The sequence below is a fragment of the Gordonia sp. X0973 genome, from assembly GCF_013348785.1.
GTDB lineage: Bacteria > Actinomycetota > Actinomycetes > Mycobacteriales > Mycobacteriaceae > Gordonia.
Window position 1 is genome coordinate 1,967,698 of the sequence record NZ_CP054691.1, and the last position, 21,349, is coordinate 1,989,046.

The window sequence follows — 21,349 nt, forward strand, 5'->3', positions numbered from 1 at the left end:
CCGGGTTCCGCCGGGCGGCACCGCCTGGCCGGGTAGCGTTGTCCGACATGAACGCAGTCTCGGATTGGAAAGCCTTCGACGTCGCGATCGCGGACGGAATCGCCGAAGTAACCCTGATCGGCCCGGGCAAGGGCAATGCGATGGGTCCGGATTTCTGGAGTGAACTCGTACCGCTGTTCGGGGCCCTCGACGCCGACCCCGCGGTGCGCGCGGTCATCATCACCGGATCGGGCAAACACTTCTCCTTCGGCCTGGACCTGGCCGCGATGGCGGGTTCCTTCGGCACCGTGATGGCCGACGGCGCGAAAGCCGGTCCGCGCACCGAATTCCACGACATGATCAAGCGGATGCAGGCAGGCATCAACGCCGTCGCCGACTGCCGCAAACCCGTGATCACGGCCGTGTCCGGCTGGTGCATCGGTGGCGGCGTCGACCTGATCACCGCCGCCGACATCCGCTACGCCAGCGCCGACGCCAAGTTCTCGGTTCGCGAGGTCCGGGTCGCCATCGTCGCCGACATGGGATCGCTGGCCCGCCTCGGCCCGATCGTCGGCGACGGCCACCTGCGGGAACTCGCCCTCACCGGCAAGGACATCGACGCCGCACGCGCCGAGAAGATCGGCCTGGTCAACGAGGTGTTCGACGATGCCGACGCACTCCTCGCCGGCGCCCGCGCCGCGGCCCGCGAGATCGCCGAGCTGCCCCCGCTGGTGGTGCAGGGCACCAAGACCGTGCTCGACCACTCCCGGCGCGCCCAGGTCGAGGACTCACTGCGCTACGTCGCGGCGTGGAACTCGGCCTTCCTGCCCAGCGAAGACCTCACCGAGGCGATCACCGCGGTCTTCGAGAAGCGCCCGCCGAAGTTCCAGGGGAAGTAGCGGTGTCCGAGACGGGTGCCGCCGCGCGGCCGCGGATCGCGATCGATTGCGGCCAGACCGGTGCGCGGGTGCGGATCACCGAACCCGGCGGCGCCGAGCCCACGGTCGTCGAACTCGCCGGTGTCCGCACCGATCATCCGGTCGTCCCACAGGTCGCCGAGATCGCCGAGCACGCGCTCAACGGCGTGACGCTGCCCGGCTCGGAACTCGCCGCCGGGGTGTCCGGGCTGACCCCCGGGGCCACCCGTCCCGACGAACTCCTCGTCGCCTGCGCCGCCCTCGGCGTCTCCCGCGTCGCGCTGGCCCACGACTCGGTCACCTCCTTCCTCGCAGCCAATCGACTCGAGCCGGGCGCCGTCGTGGCGGCCGGCACCGGGGTCGTGACCCTCGGCGTCGGTTCCGCCACCGCCAAGGTCGACGGGTGGGGCATGTTCGGCGACGCGGGCAGCGGGTATTGGATCGGCCGCGCCGGCGTCGACGCCGCCCTGCGCGCCTTCGACGGTCGCGGTCCGGCGACCACGTTGACCGGTCTCGCGCAGGCCGAGTTCGGCCCGCTCCCCGAGATCTACATGGTGGTGCAGGGCGATCCGCTGCGCGTGCGCCGCACCGCGGGCTTCGCCAGGGTCGTGGCGTCGGCGGCCGACGCCGGGGACGCCGAGGCGGGGCGCATCATCGATGCCGCCGCCGCCGAGTTGGCCGTCTCGGTGGGCGCGGCACTGCGCGGGGCCGGCTGGCAGCCGGGCGGGGCCTGGCGGGTCAGCTGGATGGGCAAGGTGCTGACCACCAATCCGCGGCTCCAGACACGGTTCCGGGAACTCGTCACCGCGGCCCACCCCGGCGTCACCACCGGCGACCCCTACGGCATCCCGCTCGACGGGGCGTCGCTGCTGCTGGACCTACCCGACGGGCATCCGATCGCCCGCCTGGTCGCCTACGCCGGCCGCTGAACGCTATCCGCCGAGCTGGGCGGCCAAGTGGTCGGCCAGCGTCTTGGCGAAGGCCGCCGGATCGTCGAGTTCACCGCCCTCGGCGAGCAGCGCCATCCCGTAGAGCAGCTTTGCGGTCGGGACGAGCGCGTCGCGGGCCGCCTCGTCGGCCACCGCGGTCCGCAGACCGGTCACCAGCGGATGCTTCGGGTTCAACTCGAGCGCGCGCTTGACATGCGGGACCGGCTGGCCCGAGGCCCGGTACAGCTTCTCCAGCTGCGGCGACATCGAATGCGCGTCGCCGACCAGGCAGGCAGCCGAGTCGGTGAGGCGCGAGGACAGCCTGGCCTCGGTGATGTCGGCGTCGAGACTCGTCCCCAACCACTCGAGCAGCCCGGCGAACTCCTCGCCCTGCTTTTCCAGTTCCTCGGCGGCCGCGGCCTTCGCCTCGTCGCTCTCGTCGGCGTCGAGGTCGACGCTGCCCTTGGCGATCGAGACGAACGCGTGGCCGTCGAACTCCCCGACCATGTCCACCCACATCTCGTCGACCGGGTCGGACAGCGTCAGCACCTCGATCCCCTTGGCCGCGAAGGCCTCCATATGCGGGGAGTTGCGGATCTGCTGCTGTGATTCCCCGGTCATGTAGTAGATCGCGTCCTGGCCCGGCTTGGCCCGTCCCACGTACTCGGCCAGCGACGTCAACGCCTCGCCGTCGGCCTCCGGATCGCCGGAGGCGTGGGTCGAGGTGAAGGCGCTCGCCTTGAGGATCGCCTCCTTGTTGTCGGGGTCGTTGACCAACCCCTCCTTGAAGACGCGGCCGAAGTTCAGCCAGAACGAGCGGTAATCCTCCGGGCGCGACGACCGCAGGTCGGCGACGGTGGAGACCACCTTCTTGGTCAGGCGGCGGCGGATCGCCCGGATCTGGCGGTCCTGTTGCAGGATTTCGCGGGACACGTTCAACGAGAGGTCGGCGGCATCGACGACACCGGTCACGAAGCGCAGGTATTCCGGCAGCAGGTCGGCGTCGTCCATGATGAACACGCGCTTGACGTACAGGTGGATGCCGCCGCGGTGCTGCGGCATGAACATGTCGAACGGCGGCTGGGTGGGCAGGAACAGCAGCGCCTCGTACTCGAAGGTGCCCTCGGCCTTGACCGTCATGACCTCGAGCGGGGTGTCCCACGCGTGGCTCACGTGCCGGTAGAACTCGGCATACTCCTCGTCGGAGACCTCGTCGCGCGAGCGCGCCCAGAGCGCCTTGCCGGAGTTCAGGGTGTCCCATTCCACGTCGGGCGCCGCGGTGCCCTCGGCTTGCGCCTCGGCCTCGGCGTCCTCGTCGACGGCCAGCGGCGCCGCCATCTGGATCGGCCAACTGATGAAGTCCGAGTAGCGCTTCACCAGCGAGCGTAGCTGCGCCGGGTCGGCGTAGTCGTGCAGGTGGTCCTCCGCGTCGGCCGGCTTGAGCGTCAGCGTGACGCTGGTGCCCTGCGGGGCGTCGTCCACGGTCTCCAGCGTGTAGGTGCCGTCACCGCTCGACTCCCACTTGGTGCCGGTCTCCTCCCCGGCCTTGCGGGTGACGAGGGTGACCTTGTCGGCGACCATGAACGTCGAGTAGAAGCCGATGCCGAACTGTCCGATCAGCGCATCGGAGGCGGCCGCGTCCTTCGCCTCGGCCAGCTTGCGCCGCAGTTCACCGGTGCCGGAGCGGGCGAGCGTGCCGATGAGGTCGACCACCTCCTCCCGCGACATCCCGATGCCGTTGTCGGCGACGACCAGGGTGCGCTCGTCCCCCTGGACCGACGGGGCCAGCGTGATCCGGAGATTCGCGGTGTCGACGTCGAGATCCTTGTCGCGCAACGACTCCAACCGCAGCTTGTCCAGGGCGTCGGACGAGTTGGAGATCAGCTCGCGCAGGAAGCTGTCCTTGTTGGAGTACACCGAGTGCACCATCAGGTCGAGCAATTGGCGCGTCTCCGCCTGGAATTCGCGGGTCTCCGACTGGTGTGCTGCTGCCATCGCGGCCGACTCTCCTCTCACGTCTGCGGGGTGTTTCGCGGCACATTCTATGCAACCCCGAGTGAGCGCGAGCGGTCGGCTTCTGCTCCCACCTATGCTGGTGCAATGCCGTTGCCGCCGCCCCCGCGTGTGCTGTGCGTCCAAGCCCATCCCGACGACGAGACCATCTGGACCGGCGGCACCATGGCCCGGCTGCGCGCCGAGGGGGCCGAGGTCGACGTGGTGACGACGACGTGGGCCGCCGGTGCGCCCCGCCACGGCGAACTCGTCGACGCGCTGCGGACCCTCGGACTCCCCCGCGACCCCATCATGCTCGGCTACGCCGACGGCGGGGTCCCCGACTCGTCACCGCGACCCGCCCTCGTCGACGCCCCGTTCGACGAGGAGGTGGCCGCGCTGACCGGCCACGTCCGCGCGCTGCGACCCGACATCATCCTCACCACCGACGCCTTCGGCATCTACGGCCATCCCGATCACATCCACACCCATCGCCTGGCGCTGGCGGCCGCCGAGGCCGCCGCCGAACCGCTGCTGTACCCGGATGCGGGAGATCCGTGGCAGGTCTCCTCGGCCTACCTCGTCACCGTGAGCCGATCCCGTGCCCGGCGCGCCTGGGAACGCGTCATGTCCGCGCGCGATCAGCGGGCGGCGATCCCGCCCGCGGCCGAGATCGGCTCGCCGGACTCGCGGATCGACCTCGTGGTCGACGTCCACGCCGTGCTGGACCGGAAGTGGTCCGCGTTGCAGGCGCATCGCACCGAGTTCGCCCGGAGCCGGACGCTGCGGGCGATCCGGGACCTCGACGAGCAGACCCGGGCCGACCTACTCGGGTGGGAGTGCTACCTGCGCCGCGACCTGGTCCGCGGGGGACGCGACCTGCTGCTCTGACTCCGGCGGCGGCGCGGCGCCCCGGACCCGCAACCGCACGACGCCGACCACGACGGCGATCGTCACCACCTGCAGTAACGCCCCGCCCCACAGCGGCGCGCGCGGACCCAGGACCTGCGCGAACCAGCCCATCAGCGGTGCACCGAGCGGGGTGCCGCCCATCATCACCATCGCGTAGAGCGCCATCACCCGTCCGCGGAGCATCGGATCGGTGGTGGTCTGCACGAACATGTTGGTGGCCGTCATGGTGAGCAGCCCGGCCAGCCCGACGAGGGGCAGGAGGACCAGGTAGGCCGGATAGTCGGGCATGAAGCCGAGGATTCCGAGCAGCAGGGCGAAGACCAGCGAGGCGCCCACCACGTAGCGCAGCGGCGGGGCCTGCGCGCGCCGGGCAGCGATGAGCGCGCCGGCCAACGACCCGATGCCCATGACCGAGCCGGCCAATCCGTAGGACTCGGCGCCCAACTTGAACTCGTTGCTCACCATCACCGCGTTGGTCAGCTGGAAGTTCAGGGCGAAGGTGCCGACGGCGAACCCGACGCCGAGGGCGATCAGGAGTTCCGGGCGCGCCGCGACATAGCGGAACCCTTCGCGCACCTGCCCTTTGGCCCGCGTCACCCGCTCCGGCCGTTCCAGTTCGTCGGTGTCGAGCAGCGCCAGGGCGACGAGCATGGCGACATAGCTCAGCGCATTGGTCAGGATCGCCCAGCCGCTGCCCCAGGCGGCGATGATGAGACCGGCCACCCCTGGGCCGATCAGCCTGGCCGCGTTGAAGGAGGCGCTGTTGAGGCCGATGGCGTTGGTCAGGTTGTCCCGTCCGGCCACCTCGGTGACGAAGGCCTGGCGGGCGGGCACGTCGACGGCCGATCCGATGCCGAAGACGAAGGCGATGAGATACACGTGCCACGTCTGCGCGACCCCGCTCACCGCCAGCAGTCCGAGCACCAGGGAGGAGACGGCCATCCACGACTGCGTCAACGCCAGCAGCAGCCGCTTGTCCATCCGGTCGGCGAGAAGCCCACCGGCCGGCGAGAGCACCAGCGCTGGAAGGAACTGCAGCGCGGTGGTGACGCCGATCGCGACGGCCGAGTGGTGCGAGAGTTCCAGCACCAGCCAGTCCTGCGCGACGCGCTGAATCCAGGTGCCGATGTTGGAGATCACGGCGCCGGTGAAGTAGATGCGGTAGTTACGGTGCGAGAGCGAAGCGAACATCTTCGATTCCCAACGCGCCATCCTTCCAACCTACTCGTGTCCGGTTCGCCCACCCCGTGCCAGACTGTGACGCATGGCCCCCCTGATGCTGCTCGACGGTGCAAGCCTGTGGTTCCGCTCCTTCTACGCGATCCCGGAGAAGGTCACCTCGCCCGACGGACGGCCGGTCAACGCGGTGCGCGGATTCCTCGACACCATCGCCGCTCTGGTGACCAAGCATCAGCCGGCCCGGCTCGTGGTCTGTCTCGACCTCGACTGGCGCCCGACCTTCCGGACCGACGCGATCCCCTCCTACAAGGCGCACCGCGTCGCGCAGGAGCACGACGGGGTCAGCGTCGAGGAAGTGCCCGACACCCTGACCCCGCAGGTCGACATGATTCTGACGGCGCTGCGCTGTGCGGGAATCGCGACGGCGGGCGCACCCGGGTGTGAGGCAGACGACGTCATCGGGACGCTGGCCGCCGACGAGGCGGTCGACCCGGTTCTCGTGGTCAGCGGCGACCGCGACCTGTTGCAGGTCGTCGCCGACGACCCGGTCGACGTCCGCGTCCTCTACGTCGGCCAGGGGCTGGCGAAGGCCACGATCCTCGGACCGGCGGAGGTCGCGCAGCGATACGGGGTGACGCAGACGCGCGCGGGTGCCGACTACGCCGAGATGTCCATGCTGCGCGGCGACCCGTCCGACGGACTTCCCGGCGTGCCCGGGATCGGCGAGAAGACCGCCGCCAAGCTCATCGTCGAATACGGCGGCCTCGACGCGCTGGAAGCGGCGGCCACCGATCCGCGGTCCGCGCTGCGGCCACGTGTGCGGACCGCACTGGTGGATTCCGCGGACTACCTGGCCGCCGCCCGGACCGTGGTATTCGTCAAGACCGATGCCGACCTCGTCGAGGCCGACGACGACCTGCTGCCGGCGCATCCCGCCGACGAGCAGGGGCTGACGCGGCTGGCCGCCGAACTGGGCGTCGAATCAGCCGTGGGACGTCTGGGAGACGCACTGGGATGGGGCCGCTGACCGCGTCTCCGCTGCCCCGCGACACTCGAGCGACCGGTCAGTCGTGCGGTGCGCCGACTTCGAAGCCGCCCTTGTTGTCCAGGAAGGTGATCGGCACCGTCTGGCGCCGACCGTCGATGTTCACCGTGCAGTTGAAGGTCGAACCCTTCTTGACCGGTGTGGCGGCTGGGCAGCTGACATTGGCGACGTCTTTGACCTGGTAGTCGGTGCTCAGAATCTGGCGGACACCGCGTTCGGCCCCGGACTGCGTCAGCTTCTTGGGCGCCCACCCGGGCGCCACGAAGGCGGTGAACAGCACGATCGCGCCGAGCACCACGACGCCGAGGACCGAGAACAGGGCCACTTTCAGGCCGTTCGACTTCTTGGCACCGGGCACCGCCCCGGGGAACGGTTGCCCGTACGGCGCGGCCTGGCCGAACTGCTGCGCCTGCTGGCCGTAGGCCTGGGCCGGCTGCGCGAACTGCTGCCCGGGCTGACCGTAGGACTGGGCCGGCTGCGGTTGGCCGAACTGCCCGCCGGCCGGATACTGCTGACCCGGCTGGACCGCGCCGGCCGGGTACTGGGCGCCGGGGTACTGGGGCTGGCCGAATTGGGCGGGGGCCTGCGGATCCGGTTGCACCGGCAACGAGCCGGTCGCCGGCTGGCTCGGGGCGGCCGGTGACGACACGACCTGCGTGATCTCTTCACTCGGGTCGGTATTCGCGCTGCCCGGGGTGGGCTGCTGCGGCTCGGTCATAGATTCCTCCCTTATCGACGACGCGCGCGCCCCGGTCACGACCGGTGGCGCAGGATTGCAACGCTACCCCACGTCACCCGATCTCGACGGCGACCACACCCCGACGGATCGCCCGAATGGCGGCGATCGCCGTCGCGGCGACCCGCTCGCCGCTCCCGGCGCACCCGGCGATCTGGTCGAGCAGGTCGATGACCTGTCGGTTCCACCGCACGAAATCACCGGGCGAGAGCAGTTGGCCCGCCTCCCCCGCCGCCATCAACGATTCGGCCAACGACCGACCCGACGCCCACATGGCGGCGGCCACCGAGAACCCGGTGTCCGGCTCCCTGGTGGGGGTGACGCCGTGGCGCAGCTCGACCTCGACGACGTCGCGCCAAATCCGCGCGGTATCGGCCAGCGCGCCGCGCAATGCCGCCGATCCGGGCATCCGGTCGGTTGGCGACGCCGAATCCCGCCGCGACGTGTACACCAGGCTCGCGACGACGGCCGCCAGCTCGGCCGCCGACAAGCCGTCCCACACACCCTCCCGCAGACATTCGCTGACGAGCAGGTCGCTCTCGCTGTAGATCGAGCGCAGACGCATGCCGGCATCGGTCACCGAGTCGCCCTCCTGCGCCAGATACCCCAGTTCGAGCAGCACCGCGACGACCTTGTCGAAGGTGACGCTCAATTCCGACGTCCGCTCGTCGATCTCGGATTCCAGCCCCCGCACCTCCCGCAGCAGCCGGTTGCGGCGCTGCGCCAACCGGGTCAGCTCCTCGACGTCGTCGGCGGTGTGGGCCGGATGCGCGCGCAACCGGGACCGCAGATCCCGCAGCTGGGCGTCGTCGGCGGCCGTGGCACGCTTGCGCTGCTTGCCCTTGGGCAGCGTCACCCCGGTCGCCCGCAGGGCCGACGCCAGGTCGCGGCGCCCGCGCCCGGTGCGGCGGTCGATGTGTTTGGCCAGCCGCATGTTCCCGAGCACCTCGGGGCCGTTGAGGAAGTCGCGGGCGCCGACCCGGCCGCACCACCCGTCCTGGGTGAGGACCATCGGTTTGGGGTCGACGACGTCCTGGGCGGCTTCCACGACGACGGCCACCCCGCGGTGCTTGTTGCCGTAGAGGCCGATGATCTGTCCGCGCTTGAGGGCGGCGAGGTCTTCGGCGATGTCCACCTGCGCGTCCGTGCGCCTCGACTGCGCCAACTCCCGCTCGCGGCGCCGGATGTCCTCGCGCAGTTCCATGTAGCCGACGAATCCGCGGTACAGGTCCTCCGAGTCGCCGTCCCCGTCGTCGATGCCGCGCTGTTGCGCCGCACGCGCCAACTCGCCGTCGACCTTGCGCAGCTCGTGGCGCAGCCCGTCGAGTTTGCGGGCGCGTCCCACCACCGAGCGGTCGGCTTGGAATTGCGCGAACGACCGCAGCAGCAGCTCCCGCGACCCGGCGCGGCCGAGTCGGTCGATCAGGTTGACCGCCATGTTGTATTCGGGTGAGAAGGAGCTGCGCAGGGCGAAGGTGCGCGCACCGGCCAATCCGGCCACCTCGGCGACCCGGATCTGCGGCGTCCACACGACGACCGCGTGGCCCTCGGTGTCGATCCCGCGGCGCCCGGCCCGACCGGTCAGCTGGGTGAACTCGCCCGGGGTGAGGTCGACATGTGCCTCGCCGTTGTATTTGACCAGGCGCTCCAACACGACCGAGCGCGCCGGCATGTTGATGCCCAGCGCCAGGGTCTCGGTGGCGAAGACGACGCGGACCAGACCGCGCACGAACAGCTCCTCGACGGCGTGCCGGAACACCGGGAGCAGCCCGGCGTGGTGGGCCGCGAATCCCCGGCTGATCCCCAGCCGCCACTGGTCGGCCCCGATCACGTCGGCGTCGACCGGCGAGAGTTCGGCCAGGTGGCGGTCGACGATCTCCAGCGCCTCGGCGCGCTGCTCCTCGTCGAGCAGGTTGATGCCCGAGCGCACGCATTGGGCGAGGGCTCCGTCGCATCCGGCGCGGGAGAAGATGAAATCGATGGCGGGCAGCAACCCCTCGCGGTCGAGCCGGGTCACCATGTCGGGCCGCGACACCGGCCGGGTTCCGGCCTGTCGGCCGCCCTCGCCCCGGCCCCGCCCCGCGCGTCCGGCACCGCCCCGGCCCCGACCGCGCCTCGGTCCGCGATCGTCGCCGTCCTCACGCCGGCTCGCCGACGCCAGGTCGCGGTGGGCGATATAGCGTGTCAGCTCGGGATTGACCCGTGGCTTGCCCGCACCGACCGACGCCGGGTCGTACAGGTCGAACAGCCTGTTCCCGACCAACATGTGCTGCCACAGCGGCACCGGGCGGATCTCGTCGACGATGACCGTGGTGTCGCCGCGGACGGTCTGGATCCACGCGCCGAACTCCTCCGAGTTGGACACGGTGGCCGAGAGGCTGACCACCCGCACCGACGGGTCGAGGTGCAGGATGACCTCCTCCCAGACGGCCCCGCGGAAGCGGTCGGCCAGGAAGTGGACTTCGTCCATGACGACGTAGGACAGTCCCAGCAACGCGCTCGACCCGGCGTAGATCATGTTGCGCACGACCTCGGTGGTCATCACCACGACCGGCGCGTCCGGGTTGATCGAGCTGTCGCCGGTCAACAGGCCGACGTTTCCTGCGCCGTGTACCGCGACCAGGTCGTGGAATTTCTGGTTGCTCAACGCCTTGATCGGCGTCGTGTAGAAGCACTTGGTCCCGGTGGCCAGCGCGAGATGTACCGCGAATTCACCGACGATGGTCTTGCCCGCGCCGGTGGGCGCGCAGACGAGCACGCCGTGGCCGGCGGCGAGTGCCGTGCAGGCGCGGCGCTGGAAATCGTCGAGGGCGAAGTCGAGCCCGGCCGCGAAGTCGGTCAACGCGGATTCCGGTGCGAAGGCGGTGGGGGAACCCGATTCGGTGGTCATCGCCTACAGGATGTCATCGAAGTTCCGCGCGTCGCGAGTCGATTCCCGGGCGGTGCCCGCGCCAGCGGCGGCCGATGCGGCGAGCGGCGCGGCATCGGGGCGCGGGCTCGGCGGCGGCAGCGGACTGGCCGTCCCGGCCGCGACCTCCGCCGCGGCGCGGCGCCGGGCCCGGCGTTTGTCGTTGAACCGGGAGATCTGGATCGCGCACTCGAGCAGCACGGTGAGCGCCACCGCGAGGGCCGTCATCGTGAACGGGTCCGACCCGGGGGTGATCATGGCGGCGAAGACGAACATCCCGAACACCAGGCCTCGCCGCCATTTCCGCAGCCGCTCATAGGTGAGGATGCCGGTCAGGTTGAGCGCCACCAACAGCACCGGCAGTTCGAAGCTGAGCCCGAAGATGATCAACAGGTCGATCACGAACGAGAAATACTTGCTGCCGTCCAATGCGGTGGTCTGCACGTCGCTGCCGACGCTCAGCAGGAACTTGAAGGCCTTGGACACCACCATGTAGGCCAGCAGCGCGCCCGCGAAGAACAGCAGGCTGGCCGGGATGACGAAGGCCGCGGCATAGCGGCGCTCGTTCTTGTGCAGCGCCGGGGTGATGAACCGCCACAGCTCGAAGAGCCACACCGGTGCGGCCAGCACGATTCCGGCGGTGAGCCCCACCTTCAGTCGCAGCATGAACTGGTCGAACGGCCCGGTGGCCAGCAGTCGGCATTGGCCGTCCGGCGAGAAGGAGGCGCGCAGGTTGTCCGGCAGGCTGCAGTAGGGGCCGCGCAGCAGCTCGCCGAGGGATTCCAGCCGCCATACCCCGTGCGAATACCAGATGAAGCCGATGATGGTCGTCAGCGCGATCGCCAGCAGGGCGACGATCAGGCGGCTGCGCAGCTCGCGCAGGTGGTCCACCAAAGACATGGTGCCGTCGGGATTGACCTTGCTACGGCGCTGCCGAGGGTCGAGGGGGATGCGCACCGGGGAGGATCAGGCCGTCTTCTTCTCCGAGGAGGGGTCCGCGGCGCTATCCGCGGCCTTCTCGGCCGGCGGCAGTTCGCGCTGCGCCTTCTCGGCGGGCTCGTCGTCGCCGTCGTGGCTCATCTCGCGCATCTCGCTCTTGAACACGCGCAGCGACTGGCCCAGTCCGCGGGCCGCGGCGGGAAGTTTGCCCGCGCCGAACAGAACCAGGAACACGATCAAGACGATGATGAGGTGCGTCGGCGTTAGGCCCCACATGACAAACTCCTCGAAGCAGTAAGAGACTCGTAGGTCAGTCTACGCGACACGTGGCGCCGAACCGGTCCGCGCCGTCCGTGCCGCTACGATCTGACGAATGCATCGACGAAATCTGTTGCGCGCGGGCGTCGGCCTGGCCGCCGCCGGGGCCCTCGGCGTTGGGCTGCGCCCGGCCGCGGAGGCGACGGCCGGCGACCACCGGCGATACGGCTCCCCGACCCGGTGGGGGATGTCGATGCCGGGGATCGTCTCCTCCTTTCGTCCGAGCGGACGCGAGGTGGCCCTGACCTTCGACGCCTGTTCCGGAGCCTGCGACATGGCCGTCCTGGACGTCCTCGCACGCCACCGCGTCCCGGCGACACTGTTCCTCAACGGCCACTGGATCGATGCCAACCGGCAGATGACCCGACGACTGGCCGCCGATCCGCTCTTCGACATAGGCAACCACGGCACCCGTCACGTACCCCTATCGGTCACCGGGCGCAGCGCATACGGAATCGCCGGCACCCGCTCCCCCGGGGAGGCGCGCGACGAGGTGGTCCGCAACCACGAGAAGATCGCCCGGATCACCGGTCGCCCGCCCCGCTGGTTCCGCACCGGCACCGCCCACTACGACGACGTCGGCGTGCAGATCGTCCACGACGCAGGCGAGACACCGGTCGGATTCACCGTGAACGGCGACGCCGGTGCGACCGCCCGCCCGGCGACCATCGAGGTCGCCCTCGCCGCTGCCCGCCCGGGTTCGATCGTCCTGGACCACATGAATCATCCGGGGTCCGGCATCGACGCCGCACTGACCGAGGCGCTGCCGCGGATGCTGGCGCAGGGGTGGCGGTTCGTCACCCTGGACGAAGCCCTCGGAACAGGTCCGCTGCCGGTGGCGCTGCCCCGCTGGTAACGGGTTCCCTAGCGGTAGCGGGCGCGGGCGGCCGCGGCGCGTTCGCGCACCCGGGCCGCGATCTCCGGCTCGTCGACGATGCGGATGGCGCCGCCGAAGCCCAGCACGAACCGCACCAGCCATTCCGGCGATCCGTAGCGGATCCGTGCCCGGACCGGCCCCGATTCCTCCCCGGGCGATCCGGCCGGATCCCCGACCGGATCGATCAGATAGTTCTCGATCACCCACAGGACGTCGCGGTCGATCTCGACCTCCGCCGACGGCAGGTCCTGCCCCTCCCAGCCCTCCGGCCCGGTCGTCGCGGCGATCCCGGCGGGCGGTGCCGACGGCTCGTCGAGCCGCTCCGCCGCCTCGATCCGGTCGAACCGGAACAGGCGGGTGTCCTCCGACCGCCGGCACCACGCCTGCAGGTAGGCGTGCCCGTCGATCAGGCGCACCTGGATCGGGTCGACGACGCGCTCGCTGACCGAGTCCCGCGAGGGGGTGTAGTAGCGCAGGCGCAGCGCACGGCGACCGCGCAGCGCGGCGTGGACCTCGTCGTCGGGAGTGACACCACCCGAGTCCTCGGCTCCGCGCGCGTCGGTGTCGCCGGCGCGCGCCTCCGCTTCTCGCCGTGCTCGGCGCTCGAGTTCCTCGCCCCGCGCGCGCAACCCCATCTTCTTGGGCCGGACCGGCACCGCCATCGCGGCTTCGATCTTGGCCATCGCGCCGCGGGTGGCGTCGCCGTCCACCCCGCGGATGTCGGCGAGGGTGGCCAGCGCCGTCTGCAGCAGGGCCGCCTCGGCGCCGGTCAGGCGCAGCGGGCGATCCATCCCCGCGGTGAACTCGACGCGCACGTGACCGGAGTCGTATTGCACGTCGATCAGGTCCTCGAAGCCGCCGCTGCGGTGGCCGCAGACGAACAGCTGCTCGATGTCCTTGGTCAGCTGTGCCGGAGTGATCCCCAGCTCGGCGGCGGCCTCGTCGAGTCCGATTCCCTGCCGCGCCGTCAGATAGGGAACCATCGCCAGCAGCCGCGAGAACCGCGAGACCGATCCGCCGGCCATCAGAGCGCCGCCATCGCGTCGAGTGCGGCGACGACCCGCCCGCGCAGCGACTCCGGTTCGAGGACCACCGCATCGGGCCCGGCGCTGCAAATGGTGCGGACCAGCGCCGAGGTCGAGTCGAACTCGATGACCAGTTCGTCCCCGGGGGCGCCGTCGAATTCCGCCGGTGCGGAATCCGATGCCAACCGGCGCAGCCCGGCGGCACGATCGGCCGCCACCCACACCCGGGCGCGTACCGAATCCTCCCGGAACGCCTGGTCCACCGACTCGGCCACCAGCGCGCGCAATTCCCCGGGCGCGGTGTCGGCGGTGAACGCCCCGGCCTTGCCGACCTGCGTCACCGCCGTGATGCGCGACAACCGGAAGGTGCGCCGCTCGTCGCGATCGCGATCCCGGCCGACTACATACCACCGGCCGCGATGGGTGACGACACCCCACGGCTCCAGTCGCCGCACCGTGGCCGTCGTACCGGGGCGCTGGAAGGTCATCTCCACCGCGCGGCGCGCGGTGCTCGCCTCCAGGAGTTCGCGCAGTACCAGCTCGTCGCCGGAACCGCGTCCGGCGGTGGCACCGGTGACATCCCACTCCTGGTCGGCCGAGACGTCGATCCCCGCGGCACGCAGCTTGAGCGCGGCACTCTGGGCGATGGCGGCGACCTCCGAGCTGTCCCACAGCGCGGTGGCCAGTGCCACCGCCGCACCCTCCGCGGGCTCCAGGTGGATGTCGGGCAGCTCGTAGCGCTCCCGGTCGATGCGGTAGCCGTCCTCGTTCTCCCCGAATCCCGACGTCGGTCCGGTGATCAGCGGGATGCCCAGGTCGCGCAGGTCGGCCTTGTCGCGCTCGAACATGCGGAAGAAGGCGTCGTCGGTGCTGTCGTTCTCGTAGTAGCCGCCCACGTTGCGCCGGATGTATTCGGCGGACACGTATTGGTTGGTCGACAGCAGGCAGATCACCAGGTTGAGCTGCCGCTCGACCTTCTCGCGTTTGCGCGCGGGTTTCGGAGCGGGTTTCGGCACGGATCCAGCGTAAGGGTCACATCGACGCGATCAGGCGATCGACGCGCTCGTCCACCGACCGGAACGGGTCCTTGCAAAGGACGGTCCGCTGCGCCTGGTCGTTGAGCTTGAGATGCACCCAGTCGACGGTGAAGTCACGGCCCGCCGCCTGGGCGGCGCTGATGAACTCGCCGCGCAGCTTGGCCCGCGTGGTCTGCGGGGGCAGGTGGACCGCGGCGTCGATCTCCTCGTCGGTGGTCACTCGCGAGATCAGCCCCTTGCGCGTCAGCAGGTCGGCGATGCCGCGGCCGGGCAGGATGTCGTGATAGGCCAGGTCGAGCTGGGCGATCTTCGGGTCGCCGAGATCGGTGTCGAGGCGGTCCAGATACCGGTTGAACAGCTTGCGCTTGATGACCCAGTCGATCTCGGTGTCGACCTTCGAGAAATCGTCGCTCTCCACCGCGTCCAGAATGCGGCCCCACAGGTCGACGACGCGATCCAGCATCTCGTCGGGGCCGCGCTTGGCCATATGGTCCACGGCCCGCGCGTGGTATTCGCGCTGGATGTCGAGGGCACTGGCCTCGCGCCCGCCGGCCAGCCGCACGGTGCGCCGCCCGGTGGGGTCGTGGCTGATCTCGCGGATCGCCCGAATCGGGTTGTCCAGGGCGAAGTCGCGGAAGCTGACCCCGGCCTCGATCATCTCCAACACCAGCAGGGCGGAACCGACCTTGAGCATCGTGGTCGGCTCGGCCATATTCGAATCGCCGACGATGACGTGCAGGCGCCGATACTTCTCGGCGTCGGCGTGGGGCTCGTCGCGGGTATTGATGATCGGCCGCGACCGCGTCGTCGCGCTCGACACGCCCTCCCAGATGTGTTCGGCGCGCTGGGAGAGGCAGAACTGCGCCGAACTCGGCGCGGCGAGCACCTTGCCCGCACCGCAGATCAGCTGGCGCGTCACCAGGAAGGGCAACAGCACGTCGGAGATCCGGGAGAACTCGCCGGACCGGACGACGAGGAAGTTCTCGTGGCAGCCGTAGGAGTTGCCCGCCGAGTCGGTGTTGTTCTTGAACAGATAGATGTCGCCGCCGATCCCCTCGTCGGCCAACCTGTTCTGCGCGTCGAGCAGCAGGTCGACCAGAATCCGCTCACCGGCCCGGTCGTGGGTGATGAGGGTGCGCAGGTCGTCGCACTCGGCGGTGGCGTACTCGGGGTGGGAGCCGACGTCGAGATAGAGCCGCGAGCCGTTGTCGAGGAAGACGTTCGACGAGCGGCCCCACGACACCACCCGGCGGAACAGGTAGCGTGCCACTTCGTCCGGGCTCAGCCGCCGATGCCCGCGGAAGGTGCAGGTCACCCCGAACTCGGTCTCGATCCCCATGATCCGGCGCTGCATCGCTCAGGCCTTCCCGCTCGTCTCGCCCGTGCCGCCGCCGGACCTGCCGCCCTTGTCCCCGCCGTCGAGCAGACCGGCGACCTCCTCGTGCCCGAGGCGCCGGAAGGCCCGGCGCGGCCGGGTCCGGTCGAGTACCGCGACCTCCAGCTCGCCCGCGGTCAGCTCGCGCGGCGACGGTGCCGGGGTCTCACCGGAACCGCCGTTGGACCCGTTGCCGCGGGCCGCACCGGTGTCGGCGGCCGGAGGTGCCACGGGGTTGGCCAAGGCCACGACGGCCAGTCGCAGCGCCGCGGTCAGGTCGAGGCCCGGCTCGAATGATTCGCCCAGCGTCGCGGTGATCGCATCGGTGTGCCCGCCCATCACCAGGAACCGGGTCTCGTCGACGACGGACCCGTCATAGCCGATGCGGTACAGCTGCGACGGCGTGTCCCTCCCCGGCTTGGCGACCTCGGCGACGCACAGCTCGACCTCGTACGGCTTGGGCTGCTCGGTGAACACCGTGCCCAACGTCGTCGCATACGCGTTGGCCAGGGAGAGTCCGCTGACGTCGGCGCGGTCGTAGCTGTAGCCGCGCAGATCCGCCAACTGGATGCCGGCGCGGCGCAGGCTCTCGAATTCGTTGTATTTGCCGACGGCCGCGAACCCGATCCGGTCGTAGATCTCCGACACCTTGCGCAGCGTGTTCGACGGGTTCTCCGCGACGAACAGCACGCCGTCGGCGTAGGTCAGGGTGACGACGCTGCGGCCCCGCGCGATGCCCTTGCGCGCCAGCTCGGAGCGGTCGCGCATGATCTGCTCGGCACTGGCGTAATACGGGAAGGTCATCGCTGCTCCCCCGTCTCGCCGCTCTCGCGCCGGTCGGCCGCGTAGCGCTCCTCACGACCGGCCACGATGCCGGCGGCCGCAGCCTCGATCAGCGGCTCTGGCACCTCGCTGGCACCGTCGGGACCGACCGTCACCGCGGTCGGGAAGATCTTGCGCACCGGGTCCGGCCCGGCTGTGGCCGAGTCGTCGTCGGCGGCGTCGTAGAGCGCCTCCACCGCGATCGCCAATGCTTCCTCGGCGCTCAAATCGCCCCGGTAGAGCTTCTTGAGCGAGGACTTGGCGAACACCGAGCCGGAGCCGATCGCCTGGTAGCCGCCGAATTCCTCGTGGCGGTCCCCGGCCATGTCGAAGGAGAAGATCCGACCGCGTGCGGTCGGGGCGGCGTCGGAATCGAATCCGACGAGCAGCGGGATCGCGGCGAGGCCCTGCATGGCCGCCCCCAGGTTGCCCCGCACCATCGCCGCCATCCGCGACACCTTGCCGTCGAGGGTGAGGGAGACGCCCTCGATCTTCTCGTAGTGTTCGAGTTCCACGGCGAACAGGCGGACCATCTCCACGGCAATCCCCGCGGTACCCGCGATACCCGCGGCGGAATAGTCGTCGGTGATGAACACCTTCTGGATGTCGCGGGTGGCGATCATGTTGCCCATCGTGGCCCGCCGATCACCGGCGATCACCACGCCGCCGGCATAGGCGACGGCGACGATCGTCGTGCCGTGCGGAACCGAGTCGGCCGCGCCCGGTGTCACGCCGTGCCGCTCGATGCGACGACCGGGCAGCAGCTCGGGCGCGTGGCCGGCAAGGTAATCGGTGAACGAGGAGATGTCCGGGCCGTGGGACCGACTCACTGGCCGCCCTTCTGCACGTAGGCGCGCACGAAGTCCTCGGCGTTCTCCTCCAACACGTCGTCGATCTCGTCGAGCAGATCGTCGGTGTCTTCGGCGAGCTTCTCGCGGCGCTCCTGACCGGCCGAGCCGTCGGGACCGAGGTCGCCGTCGTCGCCGCCCCCGCCGGATCGTTTCTGTTCCTGCGCCATGCCGCCTCCATTCACATCGGCCCCGCTCGCTGGCGCTCCCGGCGGCCGGATCACACGAATCAGGTTCCACCCTATCCGAACCTGCCCGTTGCCTCCCGGCTACTTCGCGGTCAATTGGTCCACCAGTTCGGCGGCCGAGTTGACCGAGTCGAGCAGCTCGCCGACGTGGGAACGGCTGCCGCGCAACGGTTCCAGCGTCGGAATCCGGATGAGGGAATCCCCGCCCAGGTCGAAGATGACCGAATCCCAGCTGGCCGCGGCGATGTCGGCGCCGAAGCGGCGCAGGCACTCGCCCCGGAAGTAGGCCCGGGTGTCCGGCGGCGGCGAGGTGACCGCCGCCATCACCTGTGCCTCGTCGACGAGGCGTTTCATCGAACCGCGGGCGACGAGGCGGTTGTACAGGCCCTTGTCCAGGCGCACGTCGCTGTACTGCAGGTCGATGAGCGCCAGCCGCGGTGCGGACCAGCCGAGGCCCTCGCGCTGGCGGAATCCTTCGAGCAGCCGCAGCTTCGCCGGCCAGTCGAGGATGCCGGCGCATTCCATCGGGTCGCGCTCCAACCGGTCCAGCACGTCGGCCCAGGTGGTGAGCACCCGGGCGGCCGACTCGTCGTCGGAGTGGTGCAGGTCGTGGAAGGCCTGGCACCGCGCGAGGTATTCGCGCTGGATCGCCAGGCCGGTCATCTCGCGGCCGTCGGCGAGGGCGACCGTGGCCGCCAGCGTCGGGTCGTGGCTGATGGCGTGGACGGCGGCGACCGGGCGCGCGAGTTCGAGGTCGGAGAGGTCGACCCCCGCCTCGATGAGGTCGAGCACCAGCGAGGTCGTCCCGACCTTGAGATAGGTCGCGGTTTCGGCGAGGTTGGCGTCGCCGATGATGACGTGCAGCCGGCGGTAGCGCTCGGGGTCGGAGTGCGGCTCGTCGCGGGTGTTGATGATGCCGCGCTTGAGGGTGGTCTCCAGGCCCACCTCGACCTCGATGTAGTCGGCGCGCTGGGAGAGCTGGAACCCGGCCTCGTCACCGGATTGGCCGATTCCGACGCGACCCGATCCGCAGAACACCTGGCGCGACGCGAAGAACGGCGTCAGCCCGGTGACGACGTCGCTGAACGGCGTGTCGCGGCTCATCAGATAGTTCTCGTGGGTCCCGTAGGAGGCGCCCTTGCCGTCGATGTTGTTCTTGTACAGCTGTAGGCGCGGGGCACCGGGGACGCTCGCCGCGTGGCGGGCGGCGGCCTCCATGACGCGCTCCCCCGCCTTGTCCCAGATCACCGCGTCCATCGGATCGGTGACCTCGGGCGCGGAGTACTCCGGATGCGCGTGGTCGACGTAGAGCCGCGCACCGTTGGTCAGGATCATGTTCGCCGCACCGATCTCGTCGGCGTCGATGATCGGCGCCGGACCGCTGCTGCGCCCGAGGTCGAAGCCGCGGGCGTCGCGCATCGGCGACTCCACCTCGTAATCCCAGCGGGTGCGCTTGGCCCGCGGGACGCCGGCGGCAGCCGCGTACGCGAGAACCGCCTGGGTGGAGGTCATGATCGGGTTCGCCGACGGATCCCCCGGTGCGGAAATCCCGTATTCGACCTCGACCCCGATGATTCGCTGCATGGGGCCAGCCTAGTAACCGCCGCCGCGAACGGTGGCGGCGGGCATTAGAGGTACTGCCCGGTCGACGTCTCGGTGTCGATCGCCCGGCTCGCCCCGGCACTCTTGCCGGTGACCAAGGTGCGGATGTACACGATCCGCTCGCCCTTCTTGCCCGAGATCCGCGCCCAGTCGTCGGGGTTGGTGGTGTTGGGCAGGTCCTCGTTCTCGGCGAACTCGTCGAGGATCGAATCCAGCAGGTGGCCGATCCGCAACCCGGGCTGACCCGACTCCAACTGCGCCTTGATGGCGTACTTCTTCGCCCGGTCGACGACGTTCTGGATCATCGCACCCGAGTTGAAGTCCTTGAAGTACATGACTTCCTTGTCACCGTTGGCATAGGTGACCTCGAGGAATCGGTTGTCCTCGCTCTCGGCGTACATCCGGTCGACGACCCGCTCGATCATCGCCCGCACGCAGGCCGCGCGGTCGCCGTCGAACTCGGCCACGTCGTCGGGGTGGATCGGCAGGTCCTCGGTGAGGTACTTGCTGAAGATGTCGATGGCCGACTCCGCGTCGGGCCGCTCGATCTTGATCTTCACGTCCAGGCGGCCGGGCCGCAGGATGGCCGGGTCGATCATGTCCTCGCGGTTGGAGGCGCCGATGACGATGACGTTCTCCAGACCCTCCACCCCGTCGATCTCGCTGAGCAGCTGCGGGACCACGGTCGTCTCCACGTCGGAGGACACGCCCGAGCCGCGGGTGCGGAAGATCGAGTCCATCTCGTCGAAGAAGACGATGACCGGCGTGCCCTCGGAGGCCTTTTCGCGCGCCCGCTGGAAGATCAGCCGGATGTGGCGCTCGGTCTCGCCGACGAACTTGTTCAGCAGTTCCGGGCCCTTGATGTTGAGGAAGTACGACTTGGCCTCGTGGGCGTCGTCGCCGCGCGCCTCGGCCATCTTGCGGGCCAGGGAGTTGGCGACGGCCTTGGCGATCAGCGTCTTGCCACAACCGGGGGGACCGTAGAGCAGCACACCCTTGGGCGGCCGCAACGAATACTCCTTGAACAGCTCCTTGTGCAGGAACGGCAACTCCACGGCGTCGCGGATCTGCTCGATCTGACGTCCCAGCCCGCCGATGTCGGAGTAGTCGACGTCGGGGACCTCCTCCAGCACCAGATCCTCGACCTCGGCCTTGGGGATGCGCTCGAAGGCGACGCCGGCCTTGTTGTCGATCAGCAGCGAATCACCCGGGCGCAGCTTGCGCCGCCGCTCGTCGGGGTCGTCGGTCGGGCGCAGCGGCTCGGCGAGCACGATGACCCGCTCCTCGTCGGCATGTCCGACGACGAGTGCGCGCTCCCCGTCGGCGAGCACCTCGCGCAGCGTCGCGATCTCGCCGGAGACGTCGAAATCACACTCTTCGACGACGGTGAGCGCCTCGTTGAGGCGCAGCGTCTGCCCGACCCGCATCTGCGCGACGTCCAGGTTCGGCGACACCGTCAGGCGCATCTTGCGTCCCGAGGTGAAAACGTCGACGGTCGCGTCGTCGGGGTAGAGCGCCTGCAACACGCCGTAGCCGCTCGGCGGCTGGCCGAGACGGTCCACCTCCTCGCGCAGCGCGACCAATTGCTGACGGGCCTCTTTGAGGGTGTCCAGAAGCTTCGCGTTGCGCGCCGAGAGGTTGTCCACCCGCTCCTGCAGCTGCTCGGCGGTGCCGGTCGGGGCCGACCCGCCGGTCCCCCGGTTACCACCCACGTATTCGTT

19 protein-coding genes are annotated in these 21,349 nt (G+C 70.0%); 5 read left to right on the forward strand and 14 right to left on the reverse strand.

Annotated features, from left to right (window positions below):
* Positions 1-47 precede the first annotated feature (47 nt).
* Positions 48-878 carry a crotonase/enoyl-CoA hydratase family protein gene (locus HUN08_RS09605; RefSeq protein WP_124246497.1) on the forward strand — a complete coding sequence of 277 codons (831 nt, stop codon included), beginning with the start codon at positions 48-50 and terminating at the stop codon, positions 876-878.
* A gap of 2 nt (positions 879-880) precedes the next feature.
* Positions 881-1,825, forward strand: a complete 945-nt coding sequence (locus HUN08_RS09610; RefSeq protein WP_124246498.1) for an N-acetylglucosamine kinase — start codon at positions 881-883, stop codon at positions 1,823-1,825.
* A gap of 3 nt (positions 1,826-1,828) precedes the next feature.
* On the opposite strand, the gene htpG is transcribed toward HUN08_RS09610, so the two are convergent.
* Entirely contained in the window at positions 1,829-3,820 is a 1,992-nt protein-coding gene (gene htpG, locus HUN08_RS09615; protein ID WP_124246499.1) for a molecular chaperone HtpG, read from the reverse strand.
* Between the two features lie 105 nt (positions 3,821-3,925).
* Here htpG and HUN08_RS09620 point away from each other — a divergent pair, with 105 nt between their 5' ends.
* A complete protein-coding gene (locus HUN08_RS09620) occupies positions 3,926-4,708 on the forward strand; it encodes a PIG-L family deacetylase (protein WP_124246500.1) in 783 nt (260 codons plus the stop codon).
* Here HUN08_RS09620 and HUN08_RS09625 read toward each other — a convergent pair.
* Positions 4,643-5,941, reverse strand: a complete 1,299-nt coding sequence (locus HUN08_RS09625; RefSeq protein ID WP_301546656.1) for an MFS transporter — start codon at positions 5,939-5,941, stop codon at positions 4,643-4,645. The two genes, HUN08_RS09620 and HUN08_RS09625, sit on opposite strands and share 66 nt — an antisense overlap.
* Before the next feature lie 64 nt (positions 5,942-6,005).
* On the opposite strand from HUN08_RS09625, the gene HUN08_RS09630 reads away from it, so the two are divergent.
* Positions 6,006-6,935 carry a 5'-3' exonuclease gene (locus HUN08_RS09630; RefSeq protein WP_124246641.1) on the forward strand — a complete coding sequence of 310 codons (930 nt, stop codon included), beginning with the start codon at positions 6,006-6,008 and terminating at the stop codon, positions 6,933-6,935.
* Between the two features lie 37 nt (positions 6,936-6,972).
* On the opposite strand, the gene HUN08_RS09635 is transcribed toward HUN08_RS09630, so the two are convergent.
* The 4 genes from HUN08_RS09635 to tatA all read right to left on the reverse strand — a co-directional run bounded on the left by HUN08_RS09635 (position 6,973) and on the right by tatA (position 11,812).
* Entirely contained in the window at positions 6,973-7,671 is a 699-nt protein-coding gene (locus tag HUN08_RS09635; protein ID WP_124246501.1) for a DUF4333 domain-containing protein, read from the reverse strand.
* 73 nt (positions 7,672-7,744) lie between these two features.
* Complete coding sequence (locus tag HUN08_RS09640; protein ID WP_124246502.1) at positions 7,745-10,579, reverse strand: RNA helicase; 2,835 nt, start codon at positions 10,577-10,579, stop codon at positions 7,745-7,747.
* Positions 10,580-10,582: 3 nt separating this feature from the next.
* Positions 10,583-11,554: a twin-arginine translocase subunit TatC gene (tatC, locus tag HUN08_RS09645; protein WP_124246503.1), complete on the reverse strand. Its 972-nt coding sequence runs from the start codon at positions 11,552-11,554 to the stop codon at positions 10,583-10,585.
* A gap of 9 nt (positions 11,555-11,563) precedes the next feature.
* Complete coding sequence (gene tatA, locus HUN08_RS09650; RefSeq protein ID WP_124246504.1) at positions 11,564-11,812, reverse strand: Sec-independent protein translocase subunit TatA; 249 nt, start codon at positions 11,810-11,812, stop codon at positions 11,564-11,566.
* Between the two features lie 97 nt (positions 11,813-11,909).
* On the opposite strand from tatA, the gene HUN08_RS09655 reads away from it, so the two are divergent.
* Positions 11,910-12,710, forward strand: coding sequence for a polysaccharide deacetylase family protein (locus HUN08_RS09655; RefSeq protein WP_124246505.1), 801 nt, complete (start codon positions 11,910-11,912; stop codon positions 12,708-12,710).
* 8 nt (positions 12,711-12,718) lie between these two features.
* Here the strand turns inward: HUN08_RS09655 and HUN08_RS09660 are convergent, their stop codons facing one another.
* The 8 genes from HUN08_RS09660 to arc all read right to left on the reverse strand — a co-directional run bounded on the left by HUN08_RS09660 (position 12,719) and on the right by arc (position 21,340).
* On the reverse strand, positions 12,719-13,756 hold the full coding sequence (locus HUN08_RS09660; protein ID WP_124246506.1) for a YafY family protein: 1,038 nt from the start codon (positions 13,754-13,756) through the stop codon (positions 12,719-12,721).
* A complete protein-coding gene (locus tag HUN08_RS09665) occupies positions 13,756-14,772 on the reverse strand; it encodes a YafY family protein (protein WP_124246507.1) in 1,017 nt (338 codons plus the stop codon). Before HUN08_RS09665 ends, HUN08_RS09660 begins: the two co-directional genes overlap by 1 nt.
* Positions 14,773-14,788: 16 nt before the next feature.
* Positions 14,789-16,147: a Pup--protein ligase gene (pafA, locus tag HUN08_RS09670; protein ID WP_124246508.1), complete on the reverse strand. Its 1,359-nt coding sequence runs from the start codon at positions 16,145-16,147 to the stop codon at positions 14,789-14,791.
* A 3-nt stretch (positions 16,148-16,150) separates the two neighbouring features.
* Entirely contained in the window at positions 16,151-16,972 is an 822-nt protein-coding gene (gene prcA / locus HUN08_RS09675) for a proteasome subunit alpha (RefSeq protein WP_124246509.1), read from the reverse strand.
* Positions 16,969-17,820, reverse strand: coding sequence for a proteasome subunit beta (gene prcB, locus HUN08_RS09680; protein ID WP_124246510.1), 852 nt, complete (start codon positions 17,818-17,820; stop codon positions 16,969-16,971). Before prcB ends, prcA begins: the two co-directional genes overlap by 4 nt.
* Positions 17,817-18,008 (reverse strand): ubiquitin-like protein Pup, encoded by a 192-nt coding sequence (locus tag HUN08_RS09685; protein WP_124246511.1) that lies wholly within the window; start codon positions 18,006-18,008, stop codon positions 17,817-17,819. The genes prcB and HUN08_RS09685 overlap by 4 nt, the downstream gene beginning before the upstream one ends.
* 99 nt (positions 18,009-18,107) lie before the next feature.
* Positions 18,108-19,610 (reverse strand): depupylase/deamidase Dop, encoded by a 1,503-nt coding sequence (gene dop / locus HUN08_RS09690; protein WP_124246512.1) that lies wholly within the window; start codon positions 19,608-19,610, stop codon positions 18,108-18,110.
* Positions 19,611-19,654: 44 nt separating this feature from the next.
* Positions 19,655-21,340 carry a proteasome ATPase gene (gene arc, locus HUN08_RS09695; protein ID WP_301546985.1) on the reverse strand — a complete coding sequence of 562 codons (1,686 nt, stop codon included), beginning with the start codon at positions 21,338-21,340 and terminating at the stop codon, positions 19,655-19,657.
* Between the last annotated feature and the right edge of the window lie 9 nt (positions 21,341-21,349).

Excerpts from the sequence above, each read along its gene's own strand:
- HUN08_RS09605 (WP_124246497.1), top strand. The coding sequence starts at position 48 with ATGAACGCAGTCTCGGATTGGAAAGCCTTCGACGTCGCGATCGCGGAC.
- htpG (WP_124246499.1), bottom strand. The coding sequence starts at position 3,820 with ATGGCAGCAGCACACCAGTCGGAGACCCGCGAATTCCAGGCGGAGACG.
- HUN08_RS09620 (WP_124246500.1), top strand. The coding sequence starts at position 3,926 with ATGCCGTTGCCGCCGCCCCCGCGTGTGCTGTGCGTCCAAGCCCATCCC.
- HUN08_RS09625 (WP_301546656.1), bottom strand. The coding sequence starts at position 5,941 with ATGGCGCGTTGGGAATCGAAGATGTTCGCTTCGCTCTCGCACCGTAAC.
- HUN08_RS09630 (WP_124246641.1), top strand. The coding sequence starts at position 6,006 with ATGCTGCTCGACGGTGCAAGCCTGTGGTTCCGCTCCTTCTACGCGATC.
- HUN08_RS09635 (WP_124246501.1), bottom strand. The coding sequence starts at position 7,671 with ATGACCGAGCCGCAGCAGCCCACCCCGGGCAGCGCGAATACCGACCCG.
- HUN08_RS09640 (WP_124246502.1), bottom strand. The coding sequence starts at position 10,579 with ATGACCACCGAATCGGGTTCCCCCACCGCCTTCGCACCGGAATCCGCG.
- tatA (WP_124246504.1), bottom strand. The coding sequence starts at position 11,812 with ATGTGGGGCCTAACGCCGACGCACCTCATCATCGTCTTGATCGTGTTC.
- HUN08_RS09655 (WP_124246505.1), top strand. The coding sequence starts at position 11,910 with ATGCATCGACGAAATCTGTTGCGCGCGGGCGTCGGCCTGGCCGCCGCC.
- HUN08_RS09660 (WP_124246506.1), bottom strand. The coding sequence starts at position 13,756 with ATGGCCGGCGGATCGGTCTCGCGGTTCTCGCGGCTGCTGGCGATGGTT.
- pafA (WP_124246508.1), bottom strand. The coding sequence starts at position 16,147 with ATGCAGCGCCGGATCATGGGGATCGAGACCGAGTTCGGGGTGACCTGC.
- prcA (WP_124246509.1), bottom strand. The coding sequence starts at position 16,972 with ATGACCTTCCCGTATTACGCCAGTGCCGAGCAGATCATGCGCGACCGC.
- HUN08_RS09685 (WP_124246511.1), bottom strand. The coding sequence starts at position 18,008 with ATGGCGCAGGAACAGAAACGATCCGGCGGGGGCGGCGACGACGGCGAC.
- dop (WP_124246512.1), bottom strand. The coding sequence starts at position 19,610 with ATGCAGCGAATCATCGGGGTCGAGGTCGAATACGGGATTTCCGCACCG.